Genomic DNA, 15,539 nt, shown 5'->3' on the forward strand with positions numbered 1-15,539 from the left:
CCGATTACCCCACTTTCACCATGTGCGGTTGCGAGCTGCGCTCGGAAGGCAGGTGATCGAGGTCACGGCTGACCAGCAACAGGACTTCTGCCGAAGCGTCCGACACCTGCGCCTTGTAGCCGGCGATCGAACGGGCGAAGACGTTGTAGATCACCACCGCAGGAATCGCGGCAACCAGGCCCAGTGCGGTTGCCAGCAGGGCTTCGGCGATGCCGGGCGCCACGACGGCGAGGTTGGTGGTCTGGGTTTTGGCGATGCCGATGAAGCTGTTCATGATGCCCCATACGGTACCGAACAGGCCGACGAAGGGCGCGGTGGAACCGATGGTGGCCAGCACGCCGGTGCCGTTGCTCATGTTGCGACCGCAGGCGGCAACCAGGCGCTCAAGACGGAAACTGACGCGTTCCTTGATGCCTTCCTTTTCACGGGTGTTGGCAGACAGGCGCATCTCTTCGAGTGCGTCGTGAACCAGCAGGTGCGCCAGGGTGCCCTTCTTCGCCGCGCTTTCGCTGGCTTCTTTCAGGGTGGTGGCTTTTTTCAGGTGGACGATTTCAGTGCGCAGGCGACGCTTGGCGCCCAGCAGTTCGAAGCCCTTGGCGATCCAGATGGTCCAGGTGATGATCGAAGCGATGGCCAGGCCGATCATCACGATCTTCACGATGATGTCAGCGTTCTGGTACATGCCCCACGGCGACAGGTCGTGGGCCATGCCCAGGCTGTTGTCTTCTTCCAGCACGACGCCGGAATCGTCAGCCGGTGCGCCTTCGGCGGCCAGGGCCGGGTCGGTCGCGGCCGGTGCAGCGGCTGGCGCAGGAGCGTTTTGCTCTGTAGCTGGCGCGCTCGCTGCAGGCGGGGCGGCCGGCGCGGTGTTGTCGGCGAACGCGGCGGTCGGTGCCAGCAGGACGCTGAACAGCACTGCCGCAATCGCACGCCAGGCGCGGGATGGGCTGTGAGGCTTGGTTGGCGAAGCGGGGGATGTATTGCGTGTCATGCTGGCCGGACCTGAGAGAAAAAATGAGTGAGCGTCCTTCCAGACCGTAACGGGTCGAGGACAAATGGGCGGTTATTATTGCAAGTAATTCTTGTTAACAGAAGTAATACAGTTACTTTATTTGTCGTTTTGCTGGCCGCTGGTCATCTGCGGGGGCTAACCTTGACCTTTAAGAACGGAGTTTTGTGATGTCTGCGCCTTCTGTGGTGATTGCCGGTTGCGGCGATGTCGGTAGCCGTCTGGCCACCCAATTGCTGGCCCAGGGCTGGGAGGTTCATGGCCTGCGGCGGGATATTTCGCGCCTTCCCAAGGGCGTTATCGGGATTGCCGGCGACCTGTTCAATGAAGACTGCCCCGATACCTGGCCGGTGGGCGGGGTGGATTACCTGGTGTATTGCGCGGCCGCCACCGATCACGACGAGGCGGGTTATCGTGCGGCATACGTGCAAGGGTTGCGGCATGTGCTGGAGTGGCTGAACGACTACGGCCAGGAGCCCAGGCACCTGCTGTTTGTGTCCAGCAGCAGTGTGTATGGGCAGCAGAACGGTGAGTGGGTCGACGAAAGCTCCGAGACCAAGGCAGGCGGTTATTCCGGCCAAGTCATGCTGGAAGCCGAGCAAGTGGCGTTGGATAGCGGCATTCCCGCCAGTGTCGTGCGCCTTACCGGGATTTATGGTCCAGGTCGGGAGTGGTTGTTGAGCCAAGTGCGCCAGGGCTATCGCGTGGCGATTGAACCGCCTTTATATGGCAACCGGATTCACGCGGATGACGCGGCGGGTTTGCTGGCGTTTTTGCTGCAGCACGTGGAGCAGGGGGGTGTGCTGGATAAGTGCTACATCGGCGTTGACGATGCTCCGGCCCCGCTGGCCGAGGTGGTTGCCTGGTTGCGCGAGTACCTTGGCGTGACCGAATGGGCCGAGAACGCCAGCGTGCGACGCGCCGGTAGCAAGCAGTGCAGCAACGCCCGGGCCAAGGCGTTGGGCTGGGTGCCGCGTTATCCGAGTTATCGCGAAGGGTATGCGGCGATCCTGGAGGGTTGATCGCGGCGTGAAGAAAAAGGAGCCTGAGGGCTCCTTTTTTGCGTCACTGTTTTTCCAGCAACCACTGTCGTGGCCCGGGGGTAAACGAGGGTACCTCGTCGGCCTGGGCGGTGTTGATCGCCTGGAAGATCTCCAGTTGCTTGCCCTTGCGCGCAAAGATCCACGGGTTGCCCTGGCCGTTCAACTGTAGCCAGATACTGTCGTAGCCGCCGCTCATGGAGGCGCAATCGCCCGCCAGGCACAGCGAGTACTGATCGGCGCCGGGCAAGCCGGTCACCTGGCCATTGGCCTGGAACTGTACGGTGGCGCCTTCGCCAGTGCCGCTGCTGATTTTCCAGGTGCCGCCCATGTAGGCGGCGTACAGGGTGCGTTCGAAGTCGGCACCCAGTGGCGCGCCTTCGGGGGCTGGATCCTTGGCACGGGCGAACAGTTGCTCGGGCTCGTTATCATTGGCCCCTTGCAGCAGCAGCTTGCCTTTACGCTTGAGTTCAGTGGCGGAGCTGCCGTAGAAATCGACACTCCAGGCGCCGGATTTTTCACCCAGCAATTTGCCTTCAGCTACTTCAAAACCGTTGTAGTAGCGGGCCTGGGACGCTTTGGTGTTCACCTCCCATTCGAGGTTCGGACCATAGCTCTGCAGGGCTTCACGCAAAGGGCCGCCCTTGGCTGACGCGTCGATGGCGGCCTGGTTGATCCAGGTGCCGCTCACATCCAGGTCGGCGGGATTGCTGGCGCAGCCGCCGAGCAACAGGGCGAGCAACGAAGAGGCAACGAGCGCTTTGCGCATTACGAAATCCTTCCAAGAACCAATTCGGCGCAGCCTTCCCGTGGAAACGCTGCGCCGGATGTTTTACTCGATGACCAGAATGGCGTCCATCTCAACCTGCGCGCCCTTTGGCAGGGCGGCAACGCCGATGGCGGCGCGGGCAGGGTACGGCTGTTCGAAGTATTTGCCCATGATCTCGTTGACCTTGGCGAAGTGGCTCAGGTCGGTGAGGAAGATGTTCAGTTTGACGATGTCCTTGAACGAACCGCCCGCAGCTTCGGCAACCGACTTCAGGTTTTCGAAGACCTGGATGGTCTGGGCTTCAAAGCCTTCAACCAGCTCCATGGTTTTTGGGTCCAGTGGAATCTGGCCGGACATGTAGACGGTATTGCCCGCCTTGATCGCCTGGGAATAAGTACCGATTGCTGCTGGTGCCTTGTCGCTGGTGATAACAGTCTTGGTCATGAATGACTCCTTGTAATGGATGGGCTAGGCGCGCATGCGGGTGATGCGGATGACCCCGGTCAGGGCGCGCAGTTTCTTGATCACGCGGGCCAGGTGCACGCGGTCGTGCACGCTGACCACCAGTTGGACCACGCTGATGCGGCCATCGCGTTCGTCCATGCTGATTTTCTCGATATTGCCGTCGGCCGCGTTCACGCTGCTGGCCAGCAGGGCAATCAGGCCGCGCTGGTGTTCCAACTCGACCCGCAGCTCGACGTTGAATTCGCCAGTGACATCCTTTGCCCACGAAAGCTGGATGCATTTCTCGGGGTTGTGGCGGATTTCACTGATGTTGCGGCAGTTGTCCAGGTGCACCACCATGCCTTTGCCCGCAGACAGGTGGCCGACAATCGGGTCGCCCGGGATCGGCGTGCAGCACTTGGCGTAGCTGAGCACCAGGCCTTCGGTGCCGCGAATCGCCAGCGGGCCTTCGGGGCTTGGCAACTGTTCGCCTTCGCCCAGCAGGCGGCGCGCGACCACATAGGCCATGCGGTTGCCCAGGCCGATGTCTTCCAGCAAGTCTTCGATCAGTTCCTGGCGGTACTCGTGCAACATCGCCTGCACGCGTTCGGCCGGGATCTTGTCCAGTGAGCTGTCGAAGCCGTTGAGCACCTTGTTCAGCAGGCGTTCGCCCAGGCTGATGGACTCGGAACGGCGTTGCAGTTTCAGGGCATGACGGATGTGGGTGCGAGCCTTGCCGGTGACCACAAAGTTGAGCCAGGCCGGGTTCGGGCGCGCGCCCGGTGCGCTGACGATCTCCACCGTGGAACCGCTTTGCAGCGGTTCCGACAGCGGGGCCAGTCGACGATTGATCCGACAGGCTATGCAGCTGTTACCCACATCGGTGTGCACCGCGTAGGCAAAGTCGACCGCCGTGGAGCCTTTGGGCAGCTCCATGATCCGGCCTTTGGGCGTGAACACGTAGACCTCGTCCGGGAACAGGTCGATCTTCACGCTTTCGATAAATTCCAGGGAGTTGCCGGCACGTTGCTGCATTTCCAGCACGCCCTTGACCCACTGGCGGGCGCGGGCATGGGTGCCTTTTGGCTGCTCGTCGCCGGTGGATTTGTACAGCCAATGGGCGGCGATGCCGTTGTTGGCCATCTCTTCCATTTCGCGGGTGCGGATCTGGATCTCGATCGGCACCCCGTGCATACCGAACAGCGTGGTATGCAGCGACTGATAGCCGTTGGCCTTGGGAATCGCGATGTAATCCTTGAAGCGTCCCGGCAGGGGCTTGTACAAATTATGTACAGCACCCAGTACGCGGTAGCAGGTATCGACCTTGTCGACGATGATCCGGAACGCGTACACGTCCATGATCTCGTTGAAGGCCCGGCGCTTGCCGCGCATCTTCTTGTAGATGCCGTAGATGTGTTTCTGCCGGCCGCTGACTTCGCCCTCGATCTCATCGATCGCCAGGCAATGGCTCAGGGATTCTTCGATCTTGTTGACGATTTCCTTGCGATTGCCCCGGGCGCGTTTCACTGCCTGGTAGATGCGCGCGGAACGCATCGGGTGCATGGCCTTGAAGCCGAGGTCTTCGAACTCGATACGAATGGCGTGCATGCCCAGCCGGTTGGCGATGGGCGCGTAGATTTCCAGGGTTTCCTTGGCGATGCGCCGGCGTTTTTCACCGGACAGCACTTCCAGCGTGCGCATGTTGTGCAGCCGGTCGGCCAGCTTGACCAGGATCACCCGGATGTCCCGGGCCATGGCCATGGCCATCTTCTGGAAGTTTTCCGCCTGGGCTTCGGCCTTGGTCTCGAAGTTCATCTGGGTCAGTTTGCTGACCCCGTCGACCAGTTCGGCCACGGTTTCGCCAAATTGCGCACTGAGCGCTTCCTTGGCAATGCCGGTGTCTTCGATCACGTCATGCAGCATCGCGGCCATCAGGCTCTGATGGTCCATGTGCATGTCGGCAAGAATATTGGCCACGGCAAGAGGATGCGTGACATACGCCTCGCCACTGCGGCGGCGTTGGCCGTCGTGGGCTTGTTCGGCGTAGAAATACGCTCGGCGGACCAGGTTGACCTGGTCTGGGCCGAGGTAGGTCGATAAGCGATCGGCGAGGGCGTCTATGCTCGGCAAAGTATTAACTCCTGCCGTTGGCTGTGACCCCGCGCCGTGCTACGTCGACCAGGCATAGGCTTAGACGGCCTCGTTGGACTCGTCCTCGAACGCTGCAAACAGCGGTTCGTCTTCAACGATTTCGGCGTTGGCGATGAACTCGTAGCTCATCAGGCCTTCAGCGATTTCACGCAGGGCTACAACGGTAGGCTTGTCGTTTTCCCACTGGACCAGGGGCTCTTTGCCGCCAGTGGCCAGTTGACGGGCACGCTTGGTAGAGAGCATGACCAGCTCAAAGCGGTTATCCACGTGTTCTAGGCAGTCTTCAACGGTTACGCGGGCCATGGTATTCCTCGGAGCGAATGCAATATGCGCGCTGCCCGGTTGGGCGAGCGGACTGAACAGTTTAAAAAATCACCAGCGTTTAGGGAAGCGCTGATTTTTCGCAGGCCATCGCAAACGCGCTACAAGTGCCAATGTAAAGCCCCTGCAGCGGTTTTGGGAAGAGCCAATCAGCCGAGCAGTTCGGCCAATAATTTGCCGAAACGCTGCTGCTGACGCTTTTGCTGGAGCTGATTGGCGCGGAAAATCGCTTTCAGATCGTCCAGCGCGTGGGCGAAATCGTCGTTGATGATCAGGTAGTCGTAGTCGACGTAGTGGCTCATTTCACTGACGGCTTCACGCATGCGACCTTCGATGATCTCGTCGCTGTCCTGGCCACGATTGGTCAGGCGCTGGTGCAATGCTTCCAGCGAAGGCGGCAGGATGAAGATCGAGCGGGCTTTGGGCATCAACTGGCGCACTTGCTCGGCGCCCTGCCAGTCGATTTCCAGGATCAGGTCGTGGCCTTCGTCCAGGGTCTGCTGCAGGTGGCTTTGCGAGGTGCCGTAGAGGTTGCCGAAGACCTCGGCGCGCTCGAGGAAATCACCGTGCTCGATCATCTTGACGAACTCGGTGCGCTCGACGAAGTGGTAGTGCACGCCGTTCACTTCACCCGGGCGCATGGCGCGGGTGGTGTGGGACACCGAGATGCGGATCTGCTCGTCAGCGTCGGTCAGGGCCTTGACCAGGCTGCTTTTGCCCGCGCCCGATGGGGCAGAAATGATGTAAAGGGTGCCGGTGCTGTGGGTCATGTCAGGGTGCCTTACTCGATATTCTGTACTTGTTCGCGCATTTGCTCGATCAACACTTTGAGGTTGACCGCCGCCTGGGTACTGCGCGGATCAAAGGCTTTGGAGCCCAGTGTATTGGCTTCGCGGTTGAGTTCCTGCATCAGGAAGTCCAGGCGCCGACCGGCGGCACCGGCAGACTTGAGCACGCGGCGCACTTCCAGGATGTGGGTGCTCAGGCGGTCGAGTTCTTCGGCCACGTCGCTTTTTTGCGCCAGCAGGACCATCTCTTGCTCCAGGCGCACCGGATCCAGTTCGGCCTGCATGTCGGCGAAGCGGTCCAGGACCTTCTGGCGCTGGGTGGCAAGCATCTGCGGCACCAGTTCGCGCAGGGTCACCACGTCTTCTTCAATGGAGGTCAGGCGGTCGCTGATCAGGCGGGCCAGTTCGGCCCCTTCACGCTCGCGGCCGGCCTTGAGTTCTTTCAAGCCTTGGTTGAACAGGGTCAGCGCCTCGGCGTTCAACGCCTGTGGGTCAGTGGCATCGGCCACCAGCACGCCGGGCCAGGCCAGGACTTCCAGCGGGTTGATGGCGGCAGGCTGCTTGATCAGGCCGGCGATGGTTTCGGCGGCGGCGACCAATTGGGCGGCGCGCTCGCGATCCACCTGCAACGGCTTGCCGGTGGTTTCCTCGGTAAAGCGCAGGGTGCATTCCAGCTTGCCGCGGGAGATGCCCTGGCGCAGTGCCTCACGAACCGCGCCTTCGAGGTCGCGAAACGATTCCGGCAGGCGCAGGTGCGGCTCCAGGTAGCGGCTGTTGACCGAGCGCAATTCCCAGCTCAGGGTGCCTTGGACGCCGGCTTTTTCGACGCGGGCGAAGGCGGTCATGCTGTGCACCATGGAGGTACCTCGCGATGCAGTCCCGCAAACAGGCGGGCTGATGGGTAGATTGAAGCCGACAGGCTGCGAAGGCGCAGGATTGTAGCTCAAGGGGACGGGTGGCCCCAAACAGTGGCTTCGGTGCCCGGGTTTGTAACAGGATTTTTTAGCCGTGCCGATCAGGGCTGGCGGCTCTATAATGCTCGGCAGTTTTTCGTCCTCCGTACAGGTATCCCCTATGAAACGTCCAAGTGGTCGCGCTGCCGATCAGCTCCGCTCGATCCGCATCACCCGCAACTACACCAAACACGCCGAGGGATCTGTACTGGTCGAGTTTGGCGATACCAAGGTTATCTGCACCGTCAGCGTCGAAAACGGCGTGCCGCGTTTCCTCAAGGGCCAGGGCCAGGGTTGGTTGACCGCCGAATACGGCATGCTGCCGCGCGCCACCGGCGAGCGTAACCAGCGTGAAGCCAGCCGTGGCAAGCAAGGCGGCCGCACCCTGGAAATCCAGCGCCTGATCGGTCGCTCCCTGCGTGCAGCCCTGGACATGTCCAAGCTGGGCGACGTGACCCTGTACGTCGACTGCGACGTGATCCAGGCCGACGGTGGCACCCGTACTGCCTCCATCACCGGCGCCATGGTTGCCCTGGTCGACGCGCTCAAGGTCATCAAGAAACGTGGCGGCCTGAAAGGCGGCGATCCGCTCAAGCAGATGATCGCGGCTGTATCGGTCGGCATGTATCAGGGCGAGCCGGTGCTGGATCTGGACTATCTTGAAGATTCGGCTGCCGAGACCGACCTGAACGTGGTGATGACCAGCACCGGTGGTTTCATCGAAGTGCAGGGCACCGCCGAAGGCGCGCCATTCCAGCCGGCGGACCTGAATGCCATGCTGGCCCTGGCCCAGAAGGGCATGACCGAAATCTTCGAACTGCAGAACGCCGCATTGGCCGACTGATTCAATCCCAAGGAGCGACGCCATGAGTGACAGCCAACTTCCACTGCCGACACCGTCCAAGGAAGTTCGCCAGTGGGCGATGCTCTGTCATTTTGCGGCGTTCTTCGGGCTGATGTTCCCGTTCGGCAGCCTGCTGGGGCCCTTGATTCTTTGGCAGGTGAAGAAGGATGCAGACCCGTTCATTGATGACCAGGGCAAGGAAGCGCTGAATTTCCAGATCACCGTGGGCATTGCCTGGGCGGTCTGCTTCCTGCTGGGTTTTATCGTGATCGGCTTCGTGTTGATGACTGTGCTGGTGATCGGCGCGGTGGTGATGACGATCATTGCGGGCATCAAGGCCAACAAGGGCGTGGCTTATCGTTATCCGTGGACGTTGCGGTTGATCAAATAACCACCGCCCACAAAAAAACCGACAGTGATGTCGGTTTTTTTGTGCCTGGAAAAAGACCTTAGATGGTCAAGGTCCAGTCGTAGTCCACGATCAGCGGCGCGTGCTGCGAGAAGCGCGGCTGGCGTGGCAGACGTGCGCTGCGCACGAAGCGACGCAAGCCTGGCGTCAGCAGCTGGTAGTCAAAACGCCAGCCGAGGTTGAGCATCTCGGCCTGTTCGTTATCCGGCCACCAGCTGTACTGGTCGCCTTCGCGGCTGACTTCCCGCAGGGCATCGACATAGCCCATGTTGCCGACAATCTCGTCCATCCAGGCCCGTTCCGGCGCCAGGAAGCCCGGGGATTGCTGGCTGTCGCGCCAGTTCTTGATATCCAGCTTCTGTTGCGCCACGTACAGCGAGCCACAGTAAATGTACTCGCGACGTTTGCGTCGCTGTTTATCCAGATAACGGGCGAAGTCGTCCATTAGCTTGAACTTCTGGTTCAAGTCTTCATCGCCATTCTGCCCTGATGGAAGCAGCAAGGTCGCAATGCTGACCTTATCGAAATCGGCTTGCAGGTAGCGCCCGTAGCGGTCGGCTGTCTCGAAGCCGAGGCCGCTGATGACCGCCTTGGGTTGCAACCGCGAATACAAAGCCACGCCGCCTTGGGCGGGAACTTCGGCATCACAGGCATAAAGGAAGTAGCCATCCAGTTGGAAGGCTGGGTCGTCCAGTTCAAAGGCGGAGGCGCGGGTGTCCTGCAGGCAGATGACGTCGGCATTCTGGGCTTGCAGCCAACTGAGCAAACCACGCTCGACTGCAGCCTGAATACCATTGACGTTCACACTGATGATCCGCATAAATGGCCCCAAAAATCGCGTGCGTGTATGATACACGCCGTCTACCTAATTAGCTAAATCCGTGGTATCTGAGGCTTTTTTCATGCAGGCGTATCAACGCGATTTTATTCGTTTTGCCATCGATCGCGGCGTATTGCGCTTCGGTGAGTTCACTTTGAAGTCCGGGCGCACCAGCCCTTACTTCTTCAATGCCGGCCTTTTCAACTCGGGTTCTGCCCTGGCGCAGCTGGGTCGTTTCTATGCGGCCGCCATCGTTGAAAGCGGTATTTCCTTCGACGTGCTGTTCGGTCCTGCCTACAAGGGCATTCCCCTGGCCGCCGCGACGGCCGTGGCTCTGGCTGAACATCACGAGCTGGATCTCCCTTGGTGCTTCAACCGCAAGGAAGCCAAGGCCCACGGTGAAGGCGGCAGCCTGGTGGGTGCGCCGCTCAAGGGCGACGTGCTGATCATCGACGACGTGATCACTGCCGGTACGGCGATTCGCGAAGTGATGCAGATCATCGCTTCACAGGACGGCGCCAAGGCGGCCGGCGTGTTGATCGCGCTGAACCGCCAGGAGCGCGGCAACGGTGAATTGTCGGCGATCCAGGAAGTGGAACGTGATTTCGCGATTCCAGTGGTGAGCATCGTGTCCCTGAACCAGGTGTTGCAGTTCCTGGAAGATGACCCGCAGCTCAAGCAGCATTTGCCGGCGGTCAAGGCTTATCGCGAGCAGTTCGGCGTTTAGAAGATCCATGTGGGAGCGGGCTTGCTCGCGAATACGGCTTGTCAGTTGATATATGTGTCGACTGACCCGCCGCTTTCGCGAGCAAGCCCGCTCCCACATTTTTAGACCGAGTACATAGAAAAGGCCCCGTTCAATCGAATTGAACGGGGCCTTTTTGTTTACCAGCGCTTAGGGGCGCTTGCGGTTGCTGATCAGGGTACCCACACCGGTATCGGTGAAGATTTCCAGCAGGATCGCATTCGGCACCCGGCCATCCAGGATCAACGAGCTGCCAACGCCGCCTTGCACCGCTTCCAGCGCGCAGCGGATCTTCGGCAGCATGCCGCCGTAGATGGTGCCGTCGGCGATCAGGTCGTCCACTTGCTGGGTCGTCAGGCCGGTCAAGACCTTGCCTTCCTTGTCCATCAAGCCGGCGATGTTGGTGAGCAGCATCAGCTTCTCGGCCTTCAGCGCCTCGGCCACCTTGCCGGCCACGAGGTCGGCGTTGATGTTGTAGGACTCACCGTTGGCACCGACACCGATCGGCGCGATCACCGGAATGAAATCGCCTTTCACCAGCAGGTTCAGCAGGTCGGTGTTGATGCCGATCACTTCGCCCACCTGGCCGATGTCGATGATTTCCGGCTGGGTCATCTCCGGGGTCTTGCGGGTCACGGTGAGCTTCTTCGCCCGGATCAGTTCGGCGTCCTTGCCGGTCAGGCCGATGGCGCTGCCGCCGTGGCGGTTGATCAGGTTGACGATGTCTTTGTTCACCTGGCCGCCCAGGACCATCTCTACCACGTCCATGGTCTGGGCGTCGGTCACACGCATGCCGTCGATGAAGTGACTCTCGATGGACAGGCGCTTGAGCAGGTCACCGATTTGCGGGCCGCCACCGTGCACCACCACCGGGTTGATCCCGACGGCTTTCATCAACACGATGTCGCGGGCAAAGCCGGTTTTCAGCTCGTCGCTTTCCATGGCATTGCCGCCGTACTTGATCACCAGCGTCTTGCCGACGTAGCGTCGAATGTAAGGCAACGCTTCGGAAAGGACCTTGGCGGTATTGGCGGCGGCTTCGCGTTCGAGGGTCATTCAGGGCTCCGGTAAAAAATCAGAACGGTAATTGGAGATCAGGGGCAACACGTTTCAACTGGGCGTGGAACACGTCCTTGATGCGCTGCAACTCAGCCTCGGTATCCGCCTCGAAACGCAGCACCAGCACCGGTGTGGTGTTGGATGCGCGAACCAGGCCCCAGCCTTTGGCGTAATCGACTCGCACACCATCAATGCTGGTCAGGTCGGCGCCTTCGCCCCATTGCGCATCGTGCAGTGCGTCAATGATGCTGAATTTGCTCTCCTCGGTCACATGGATATTGATCTCTGGCGTAGAAATATCATTCGGGAAGGTCTGGAACAGCTCCTGCGCGGTCGATTTTTCCTTGCTGAGGATCTCCAGCAGACGAGCGGCGCTGTAAATGCCGTCGTCAAAGCCGAACCAGCGCTCCTTGAAGAACACATGGCCGCTCATTTCGCCGGCCAACAGCGCGCCGGTTTCTTTCATTTTCTTTTTGATCAACGAGTGGCCAGTCTTCCACATTAGCGGGCGACCGCCGTATTCCTTGATCAGCGGTGTGAGGCGGCGGGTGCACTTCACGTCGAAGATAATTTCGGCACCTGGGTTGCGCGCAACCACGTCGCGGGCAAACAGCATCAGCAGGCGGTCCGCAAACACGTTTTCGCCGGTGTCCGTCACCACGCCAACGCGGTCGCCGTCACCGTCGAAGGCCAGGCCGACGTCAGCCCCGGTCTCCTTGACCTTGGCGATCAGGTCTACCAGGTTCTCGGGCTTGCCTGGATCCGGGTGATGGTTCGGGAAGTTGCCGTCGACGTCACAGAACAGCGGGATCACTTCGCAGTTCAGGGCTTCGAGCAGTTGCGGGGCGATCACGCCGGCCGCGCCATTGCCGCAGTCCACCACCACTTTGAGGCGGCGCGCGAGTTTGACGTCGCCGGTGATTTGGTCAGAGTAGCGCTGCAGGATGTCGACTTTGGTGACGCTGCCTTCGCCGCTTGTCAGGTCGTTGGTCTTCAGGCGGGTGTGCAGGGCCTGGATCTGTTCGTTGGCGAGGGTATCGCCAGCGATGACGATCTTGAAGCCGTTGTAGTCCGACGGGTTATGGCTGCCGGTGAGCATCACGCCCGACTTGCCGGCCAGTACGTTGGCTGCGTAGTACAGCGCAGGCGTCGGCACCAGGCCCACGTCGCTGACGTGGCAACCGCTGTCGGCCAGGCCCTGGATCAGTTGCTCGACCAGCTCGGGGCCGGACAGGCGGCCATCACGGCCTACGGAAACGTTGGGCTCGCCCTGTGCCAGGCTCTGGGAGCCAATGGCGCGGCCGATCCAGTAGGCGGTCTCGGCGGTCAGGGTCTTGGGGACCACGCCACGAATGTCATAGGCGCGGAAAATGCTGTCGGGAAATGTCGGGGCGACTCGGGCTGGGTTGCTCATTGCGGGGGGGAACTCCATCGATAAGGGGCTGGGCTGGCCTCAAGGGTGCTGACCGGCAGGCTCAAACTGAAGGGTAAGACGGCGTTTTTGGCATAGAGTTCGTGGTGCAAAAGTGCCATCGGCGCCGAAGCTCCGCCCTTTTGCCCCCTTAATGCCCTGATTTCACTGGGGAAACCTTGCTGGTAAGTTCCGCGCATTCTTCATCCTGAAAGGCCATGCGTTGGCATCAGGCCGGGTGAGGCACCCGGCTTGTTCGGCTAAGTCAATTCAGCTTAGTCAGTGGCTGCCGGAATGCCCGAAGCCACCTGCGCCTCGTTGTGTTTCGTCGAACTCTTCGACCAGCTCGAAGTGCGCCTGCACCACCGGTACCAGCACGAGTTGGGCAATGCGCTCGCCGACGGCGATATTGAACGCGGTCTGGCCACGGTTCCAGCAGGACACCATCAACTCGCCCTGGTAGTCCGAGTCGATCAGCCCCACCAGGTTGCCGAGGACGATGCCGTGTTTGTGGCCCAGGCCGGAGCGCGGCAGGATCAGCGCCGCCAGGCCCGGGTCGCCCACGTAGATCGACAGGCCGGTCGGAATCAGAATGGTCTGGCCTGGTTCAAGCACGGTGTCCTGCTTGAGCATGGCACGCAGGTCGAGGCCGGCGGAGCCTGGTGTGGCGTAGGCCGGCAGCGGGAATTCGTTGCCGATGCGGGGGTCGAGGATCTTGGCTTGCAAAGCGTGCATGGAAATTAAACCTGGTTCAGCCGTTGGGCGATAAAAGAGATCAGTTGGCGGGCAATCTTGCCTTTGCTGGTCTGGGCGAAAACGGTAGCGTGCAACTCGCGGTCGATCACGCTGATGGCATTTTCCTCGCTGTTGAAGCCGATGCTCGGGTTGGCGACATCGTTGGCGACAATCAGGTCGAGGTTTTTGTCTTTCAATTTGCGTGCGGCATAGTCCAGCAAATGCTCGGTTTCGGCGGCAAAACCGACGCTGAACGGGCGGTCCTCACGGGTGGCGATGGTCGCCAGGATGTCCGGGTTACGGACCATTTGCAGGAGCAGGCCGTCGCCGCTTGTAGGGTCTTTCTTGAGTTTCTGCGGTGCAACCACCTCGGGGCGGTAGTCCGCTACCGCAGCCGAAGCGATGAACAGGTCGCAGGGAATCGCCGCTTCACAGGCCGCCAGCATGTCGCGGGCGCTGACTACGTCGATTCGGGTGACGCGATCCGGGGTCGGCAGATGCACCGGGCCGGTGATCAACGTCACACGGGCGCCTGCCTCGACCGCCGCTTCCGCCAGGGCAAAGCCCATTTTTCCTGAGCTATGGTTGGTGATGTAGCGCACCGGGTCGATGTTTTCCTGGGTCGGGCCGGCGGTGATCAGCACGTGCTTGCCGGTCAGGGCCAGGTGCTGGAAGCAGTCGGCGGCGCAGTGGGCCAGGTCGGTGGCTTCGAGCATGCGGCCCATGCCCACGTCGCCGCAGGCCTGGCTGCCGGAGGCCGGGCCGAAAACCTTGAGGCCGCGGCTTTGCAGGAGTTGGGTGTTGGCCTGGGTGGCCGGGTCGCGCCACATGGCCTGGTTCATGGCCGGGGCGATCGCGACGGTGGCGTCGGTGGCCAGTACCAGGGTGGTCAGCAGGTCGTCGGCAATGCCTTGGGCCAGGCGGGCGATCAGGTCGGCGGTGGCCGGGGCAATCAGCACCAGGTCGGCCCACTTGGCCAGCTCGATGTGGCCCATGGCGGCTTCGGCCGCAGGGTCCAGCAGGTCGAGGTGCACCGGGTGGCCGGACAAGGCCTGCATGGTCAACGGGGTGATGAATTCACTGCCGCCACGGGTCATGACCACGCGCACTTCGGCGCCTTGGTCGAGAAGCCTGCGAACCAGCTCTGCGCTCTTGTAGGCGGCAATGCCGCCGCCGACGCCGAGAACGATGCGTTTCCGATACAGACGCTGCATTGGCTTGCCTTTCCAGTTCAGTGATGGCGTTGCGATGCCCCCTCCCCAGGTGAAATCGCACGCAAAAAGATGGCCTAAGATACCACAGCGTCCGCCATGCAACAGCGGCGCACATGCACACGGAGGTGCCATGAGTATTCGCGATTGGCCTGCGGCAGAGCGTCCGCGGGAGAAGCTGTTGGAGCTGGGAGCGGAGAACCTTTCCGACGCGGAATTGCTGGCGATTTTCCTGCGCACCGGGGTGTCCGGCAGAAGTGCCGTGGACCTGGCGCGCCATCTGCTGGCGCAATTTGGCAGCCTTCGGGCGCTGATGGAGGCGAGGCAGCCGGTTTTCAGCCAGCATTTGGGGTTGGGGCCGGCGAAGTTCGCCCAGCTTCAAGCCGTACTGGAGATGGCGCGCCGTCATTTGGCTGAACGCCTGCGCAACGATTCGGTGCTGGAAAGCCCGGAGGCCGTGCGCGACTACCTCAAGGCACTGCTGCGCCACGAGCCTCACGAGATATTCGGCTGCCTGTTTCTCGACGCCAAGCATCGAGTGCTGGGTTTCGAAAAGCTGTTTCAAGGCACCATCGACAACGCCATCGTCTACCCGCGACAAGTGGTGAAGCGCGCGCTGGACTACAACGCCGCGGCGCTGATCCTGTGCCACAACCATCCTTCCGGCAGCCCCGAGCCCAGCATCGCTGATCGAAAATTGACCAAGGTGCTGCAAAAGGCGCTGGAGATGGTGGACGTGCGTGTGCTGGACCACATCATTGTGGGGGAGGGTGACCCGCTGTCGATGGCGGAATTTGGGTGGATGTAGGGGCTGGCATGCCAGCCCCTGG

Annotated in this window: 16 protein-coding genes and 1 pseudogene; 5 read left to right on the top strand and 12 right to left on the bottom strand. The window is 61.1% G+C overall.

Going from position 1 to position 15,539, the window contains the following annotated elements:
* Nucleotides 1-4: 4 nt before the first annotated feature.
* Nucleotides 5-991, bottom strand: a complete 987-nt coding sequence (gene exbB, locus HX873_RS07270; protein WP_177009055.1) for a tonB-system energizer ExbB — start codon at nt 989-991, stop codon at nt 5-7.
* 188 nt (nt 992-1,179) lie between these two features.
* On the opposite strand from exbB, the gene HX873_RS07275 reads away from it, so the two are divergent.
* Nucleotides 1,180-2,031: an SDR family oxidoreductase gene (locus HX873_RS07275; protein ID WP_177122526.1), complete on the top strand. Its 852-nt coding sequence runs from the start codon at nt 1,180-1,182 to the stop codon at nt 2,029-2,031.
* 43 nt (nt 2,032-2,074) lie between these two features.
* Here the strand turns inward: HX873_RS07275 and HX873_RS07280 are convergent, their stop codons facing one another.
* The 6 genes from HX873_RS07280 to HX873_RS07305 form a co-directional block, all read right to left on the bottom strand.
* Nucleotides 2,075-2,818: a hypothetical protein gene (locus HX873_RS07280; RefSeq protein WP_177122527.1), complete on the bottom strand. Its 744-nt coding sequence runs from the start codon at nt 2,816-2,818 to the stop codon at nt 2,075-2,077.
* A 63-nt stretch (nt 2,819-2,881) separates the two neighbouring features.
* Nucleotides 2,882-3,262, bottom strand: coding sequence for a RidA family protein (locus tag HX873_RS07285; RefSeq protein ID WP_003213288.1), 381 nt, complete (start codon nt 3,260-3,262; stop codon nt 2,882-2,884).
* A 24-nt stretch (nt 3,263-3,286) separates the two neighbouring features.
* Entirely contained in the window at nt 3,287-5,392 is a 2,106-nt protein-coding gene (gene spoT / locus HX873_RS07290; protein ID WP_008439435.1) for a bifunctional GTP diphosphokinase/guanosine-3',5'-bis pyrophosphate 3'-pyrophosphohydrolase, read from the bottom strand.
* Nucleotides 5,393-5,452: 60 nt separating this feature from the next.
* Complete coding sequence (rpoZ, locus tag HX873_RS07295) at nt 5,453-5,716, bottom strand: DNA-directed RNA polymerase subunit omega (protein WP_003176920.1); 264 nt, start codon at nt 5,714-5,716, stop codon at nt 5,453-5,455.
* A 167-nt stretch (nt 5,717-5,883) separates the two neighbouring features.
* Nucleotides 5,884-6,504: a guanylate kinase gene (gene gmk / locus HX873_RS07300; RefSeq protein ID WP_003213284.1), complete on the bottom strand. Its 621-nt coding sequence runs from the start codon at nt 6,502-6,504 to the stop codon at nt 5,884-5,886.
* A gap of 11 nt (nt 6,505-6,515) precedes the next feature.
* Nucleotides 6,516-7,379 (bottom strand): YicC/YloC family endoribonuclease, encoded by an 864-nt coding sequence (locus HX873_RS07305; RefSeq protein ID WP_102604063.1) that lies wholly within the window; start codon nt 7,377-7,379, stop codon nt 6,516-6,518.
* Nucleotides 7,380-7,596: 217 nt separating this feature from the next.
* On the opposite strand from HX873_RS07305, the gene rph reads away from it, so the two are divergent.
* Entirely contained in the window at nt 7,597-8,319 is a 723-nt protein-coding gene (gene rph, locus HX873_RS07310) for a ribonuclease PH (RefSeq protein WP_003213280.1), read from the top strand.
* A 22-nt stretch (nt 8,320-8,341) separates the two neighbouring features.
* Nucleotides 8,342-8,710 carry a DUF4870 domain-containing protein gene (locus HX873_RS07315; protein ID WP_003213278.1) on the top strand — a complete coding sequence of 123 codons (369 nt, stop codon included), beginning with the start codon at nt 8,342-8,344 and terminating at the stop codon, nt 8,708-8,710.
* Nucleotides 8,711-8,768: 58 nt separating this feature from the next.
* Here the strand turns inward: HX873_RS07315 and HX873_RS07320 are convergent, their stop codons facing one another.
* On the bottom strand, nt 8,769-9,548 hold the full coding sequence (locus HX873_RS07320; RefSeq protein ID WP_003176915.1) for an exodeoxyribonuclease III: 780 nt from the start codon (nt 9,546-9,548) through the stop codon (nt 8,769-8,771).
* An 82-nt stretch (nt 9,549-9,630) separates the two neighbouring features.
* On the opposite strand from HX873_RS07320, the gene pyrE reads away from it, so the two are divergent.
* Entirely contained in the window at nt 9,631-10,275 is a 645-nt protein-coding gene (gene pyrE, locus HX873_RS07325; protein ID WP_003213276.1) for an orotate phosphoribosyltransferase, read from the top strand.
* A 168-nt stretch (nt 10,276-10,443) separates the two neighbouring features.
* Here pyrE and argB read toward each other — a convergent pair whose 3' ends face one another.
* The 4 genes and pseudogenes from argB to coaBC form a co-directional block, all read right to left on the bottom strand.
* Nucleotides 10,444-11,349, bottom strand: a complete 906-nt coding sequence (gene argB, locus HX873_RS07330) for an acetylglutamate kinase (RefSeq protein ID WP_003213275.1) — start codon at nt 11,347-11,349, stop codon at nt 10,444-10,446.
* A 19-nt stretch (nt 11,350-11,368) separates the two neighbouring features.
* Nucleotides 11,369-12,790: pseudogene (locus HX873_RS07335) on the bottom strand (phosphomannomutase/phosphoglucomutase); the annotation flags it as partial.
* Nucleotides 12,791-13,042: 252 nt separating this feature from the next.
* Nucleotides 13,043-13,498, bottom strand: a complete 456-nt coding sequence (gene dut / locus HX873_RS07340; RefSeq protein ID WP_003213270.1) for a dUTP diphosphatase — start codon at nt 13,496-13,498, stop codon at nt 13,043-13,045.
* Nucleotides 13,499-13,503: 5 nt separating this feature from the next.
* Complete coding sequence (gene coaBC / locus HX873_RS07345) at nt 13,504-14,712, bottom strand: bifunctional phosphopantothenoylcysteine decarboxylase/phosphopantothenate--cysteine ligase CoaBC (protein ID WP_008439425.1); 1,209 nt, start codon at nt 14,710-14,712, stop codon at nt 13,504-13,506.
* A gap of 130 nt (nt 14,713-14,842) precedes the next feature.
* Between coaBC and radC the strand changes: the two genes are divergently transcribed.
* Nucleotides 14,843-15,517: a DNA repair protein RadC gene (gene radC, locus HX873_RS07350; protein WP_003213267.1), complete on the top strand. Its 675-nt coding sequence runs from the start codon at nt 14,843-14,845 to the stop codon at nt 15,515-15,517.
* Nucleotides 15,518-15,539: the final 22 nt, after the last annotated feature.

Origin of the sequence: Pseudomonas sp. P7758, from assembly GCF_013386485.1 — a bacterium.
Lineage (GTDB): Bacteria > Pseudomonadota > Gammaproteobacteria > Pseudomonadales > Pseudomonadaceae > Aquipseudomonas.

Coding starts and splice junctions, on each gene's coding strand:
- HX873_RS07315 (WP_003213278.1), top strand. CDS start 8,342: ATGAGTGACAGCCAACTTCCACTGCCGACACCGTCCAAGGAAGTTCGC.
- HX873_RS07305 (WP_102604063.1), bottom strand. CDS start 7,379: ATGGTGCACAGCATGACCGCCTTCGCCCGCGTCGAAAAAGCCGGCGTC.
- HX873_RS07320 (WP_003176915.1), bottom strand. CDS start 9,548: ATGCGGATCATCAGTGTGAACGTCAATGGTATTCAGGCTGCAGTCGAG.
- radC (WP_003213267.1), top strand. CDS start 14,843: ATGAGTATTCGCGATTGGCCTGCGGCAGAGCGTCCGCGGGAGAAGCTG.
- pyrE (WP_003213276.1), top strand. CDS start 9,631: ATGCAGGCGTATCAACGCGATTTTATTCGTTTTGCCATCGATCGCGGC.
- HX873_RS07285 (WP_003213288.1), bottom strand. CDS start 3,262: ATGACCAAGACTGTTATCACCAGCGACAAGGCACCAGCAGCAATCGGT.
- HX873_RS07275 (WP_177122526.1), top strand. CDS start 1,180: ATGTCTGCGCCTTCTGTGGTGATTGCCGGTTGCGGCGATGTCGGTAGC.
- argB (WP_003213275.1), bottom strand. CDS start 11,349: ATGACCCTCGAACGCGAAGCCGCCGCCAATACCGCCAAGGTCCTTTCC.
- HX873_RS07280 (WP_177122527.1), bottom strand. CDS start 2,818: ATGCGCAAAGCGCTCGTTGCCTCTTCGTTGCTCGCCCTGTTGCTCGGC.
- coaBC (WP_008439425.1), bottom strand. CDS start 14,712: ATGCAGCGTCTGTATCGGAAACGCATCGTTCTCGGCGTCGGCGGCGGC.
- gmk (WP_003213284.1), bottom strand. CDS start 6,504: ATGACCCACAGCACCGGCACCCTTTACATCATTTCTGCCCCATCGGGC.
- rpoZ (WP_003176920.1), bottom strand. CDS start 5,716: ATGGCCCGCGTAACCGTTGAAGACTGCCTAGAACACGTGGATAACCGC.
- rph (WP_003213280.1), top strand. CDS start 7,597: ATGAAACGTCCAAGTGGTCGCGCTGCCGATCAGCTCCGCTCGATCCGC.
- exbB (WP_177009055.1), bottom strand. CDS start 991: ATGACACGCAATACATCCCCCGCTTCGCCAACCAAGCCTCACAGCCCA.
- dut (WP_003213270.1), bottom strand. CDS start 13,498: ATGCACGCTTTGCAAGCCAAGATCCTCGACCCCCGCATCGGCAACGAA.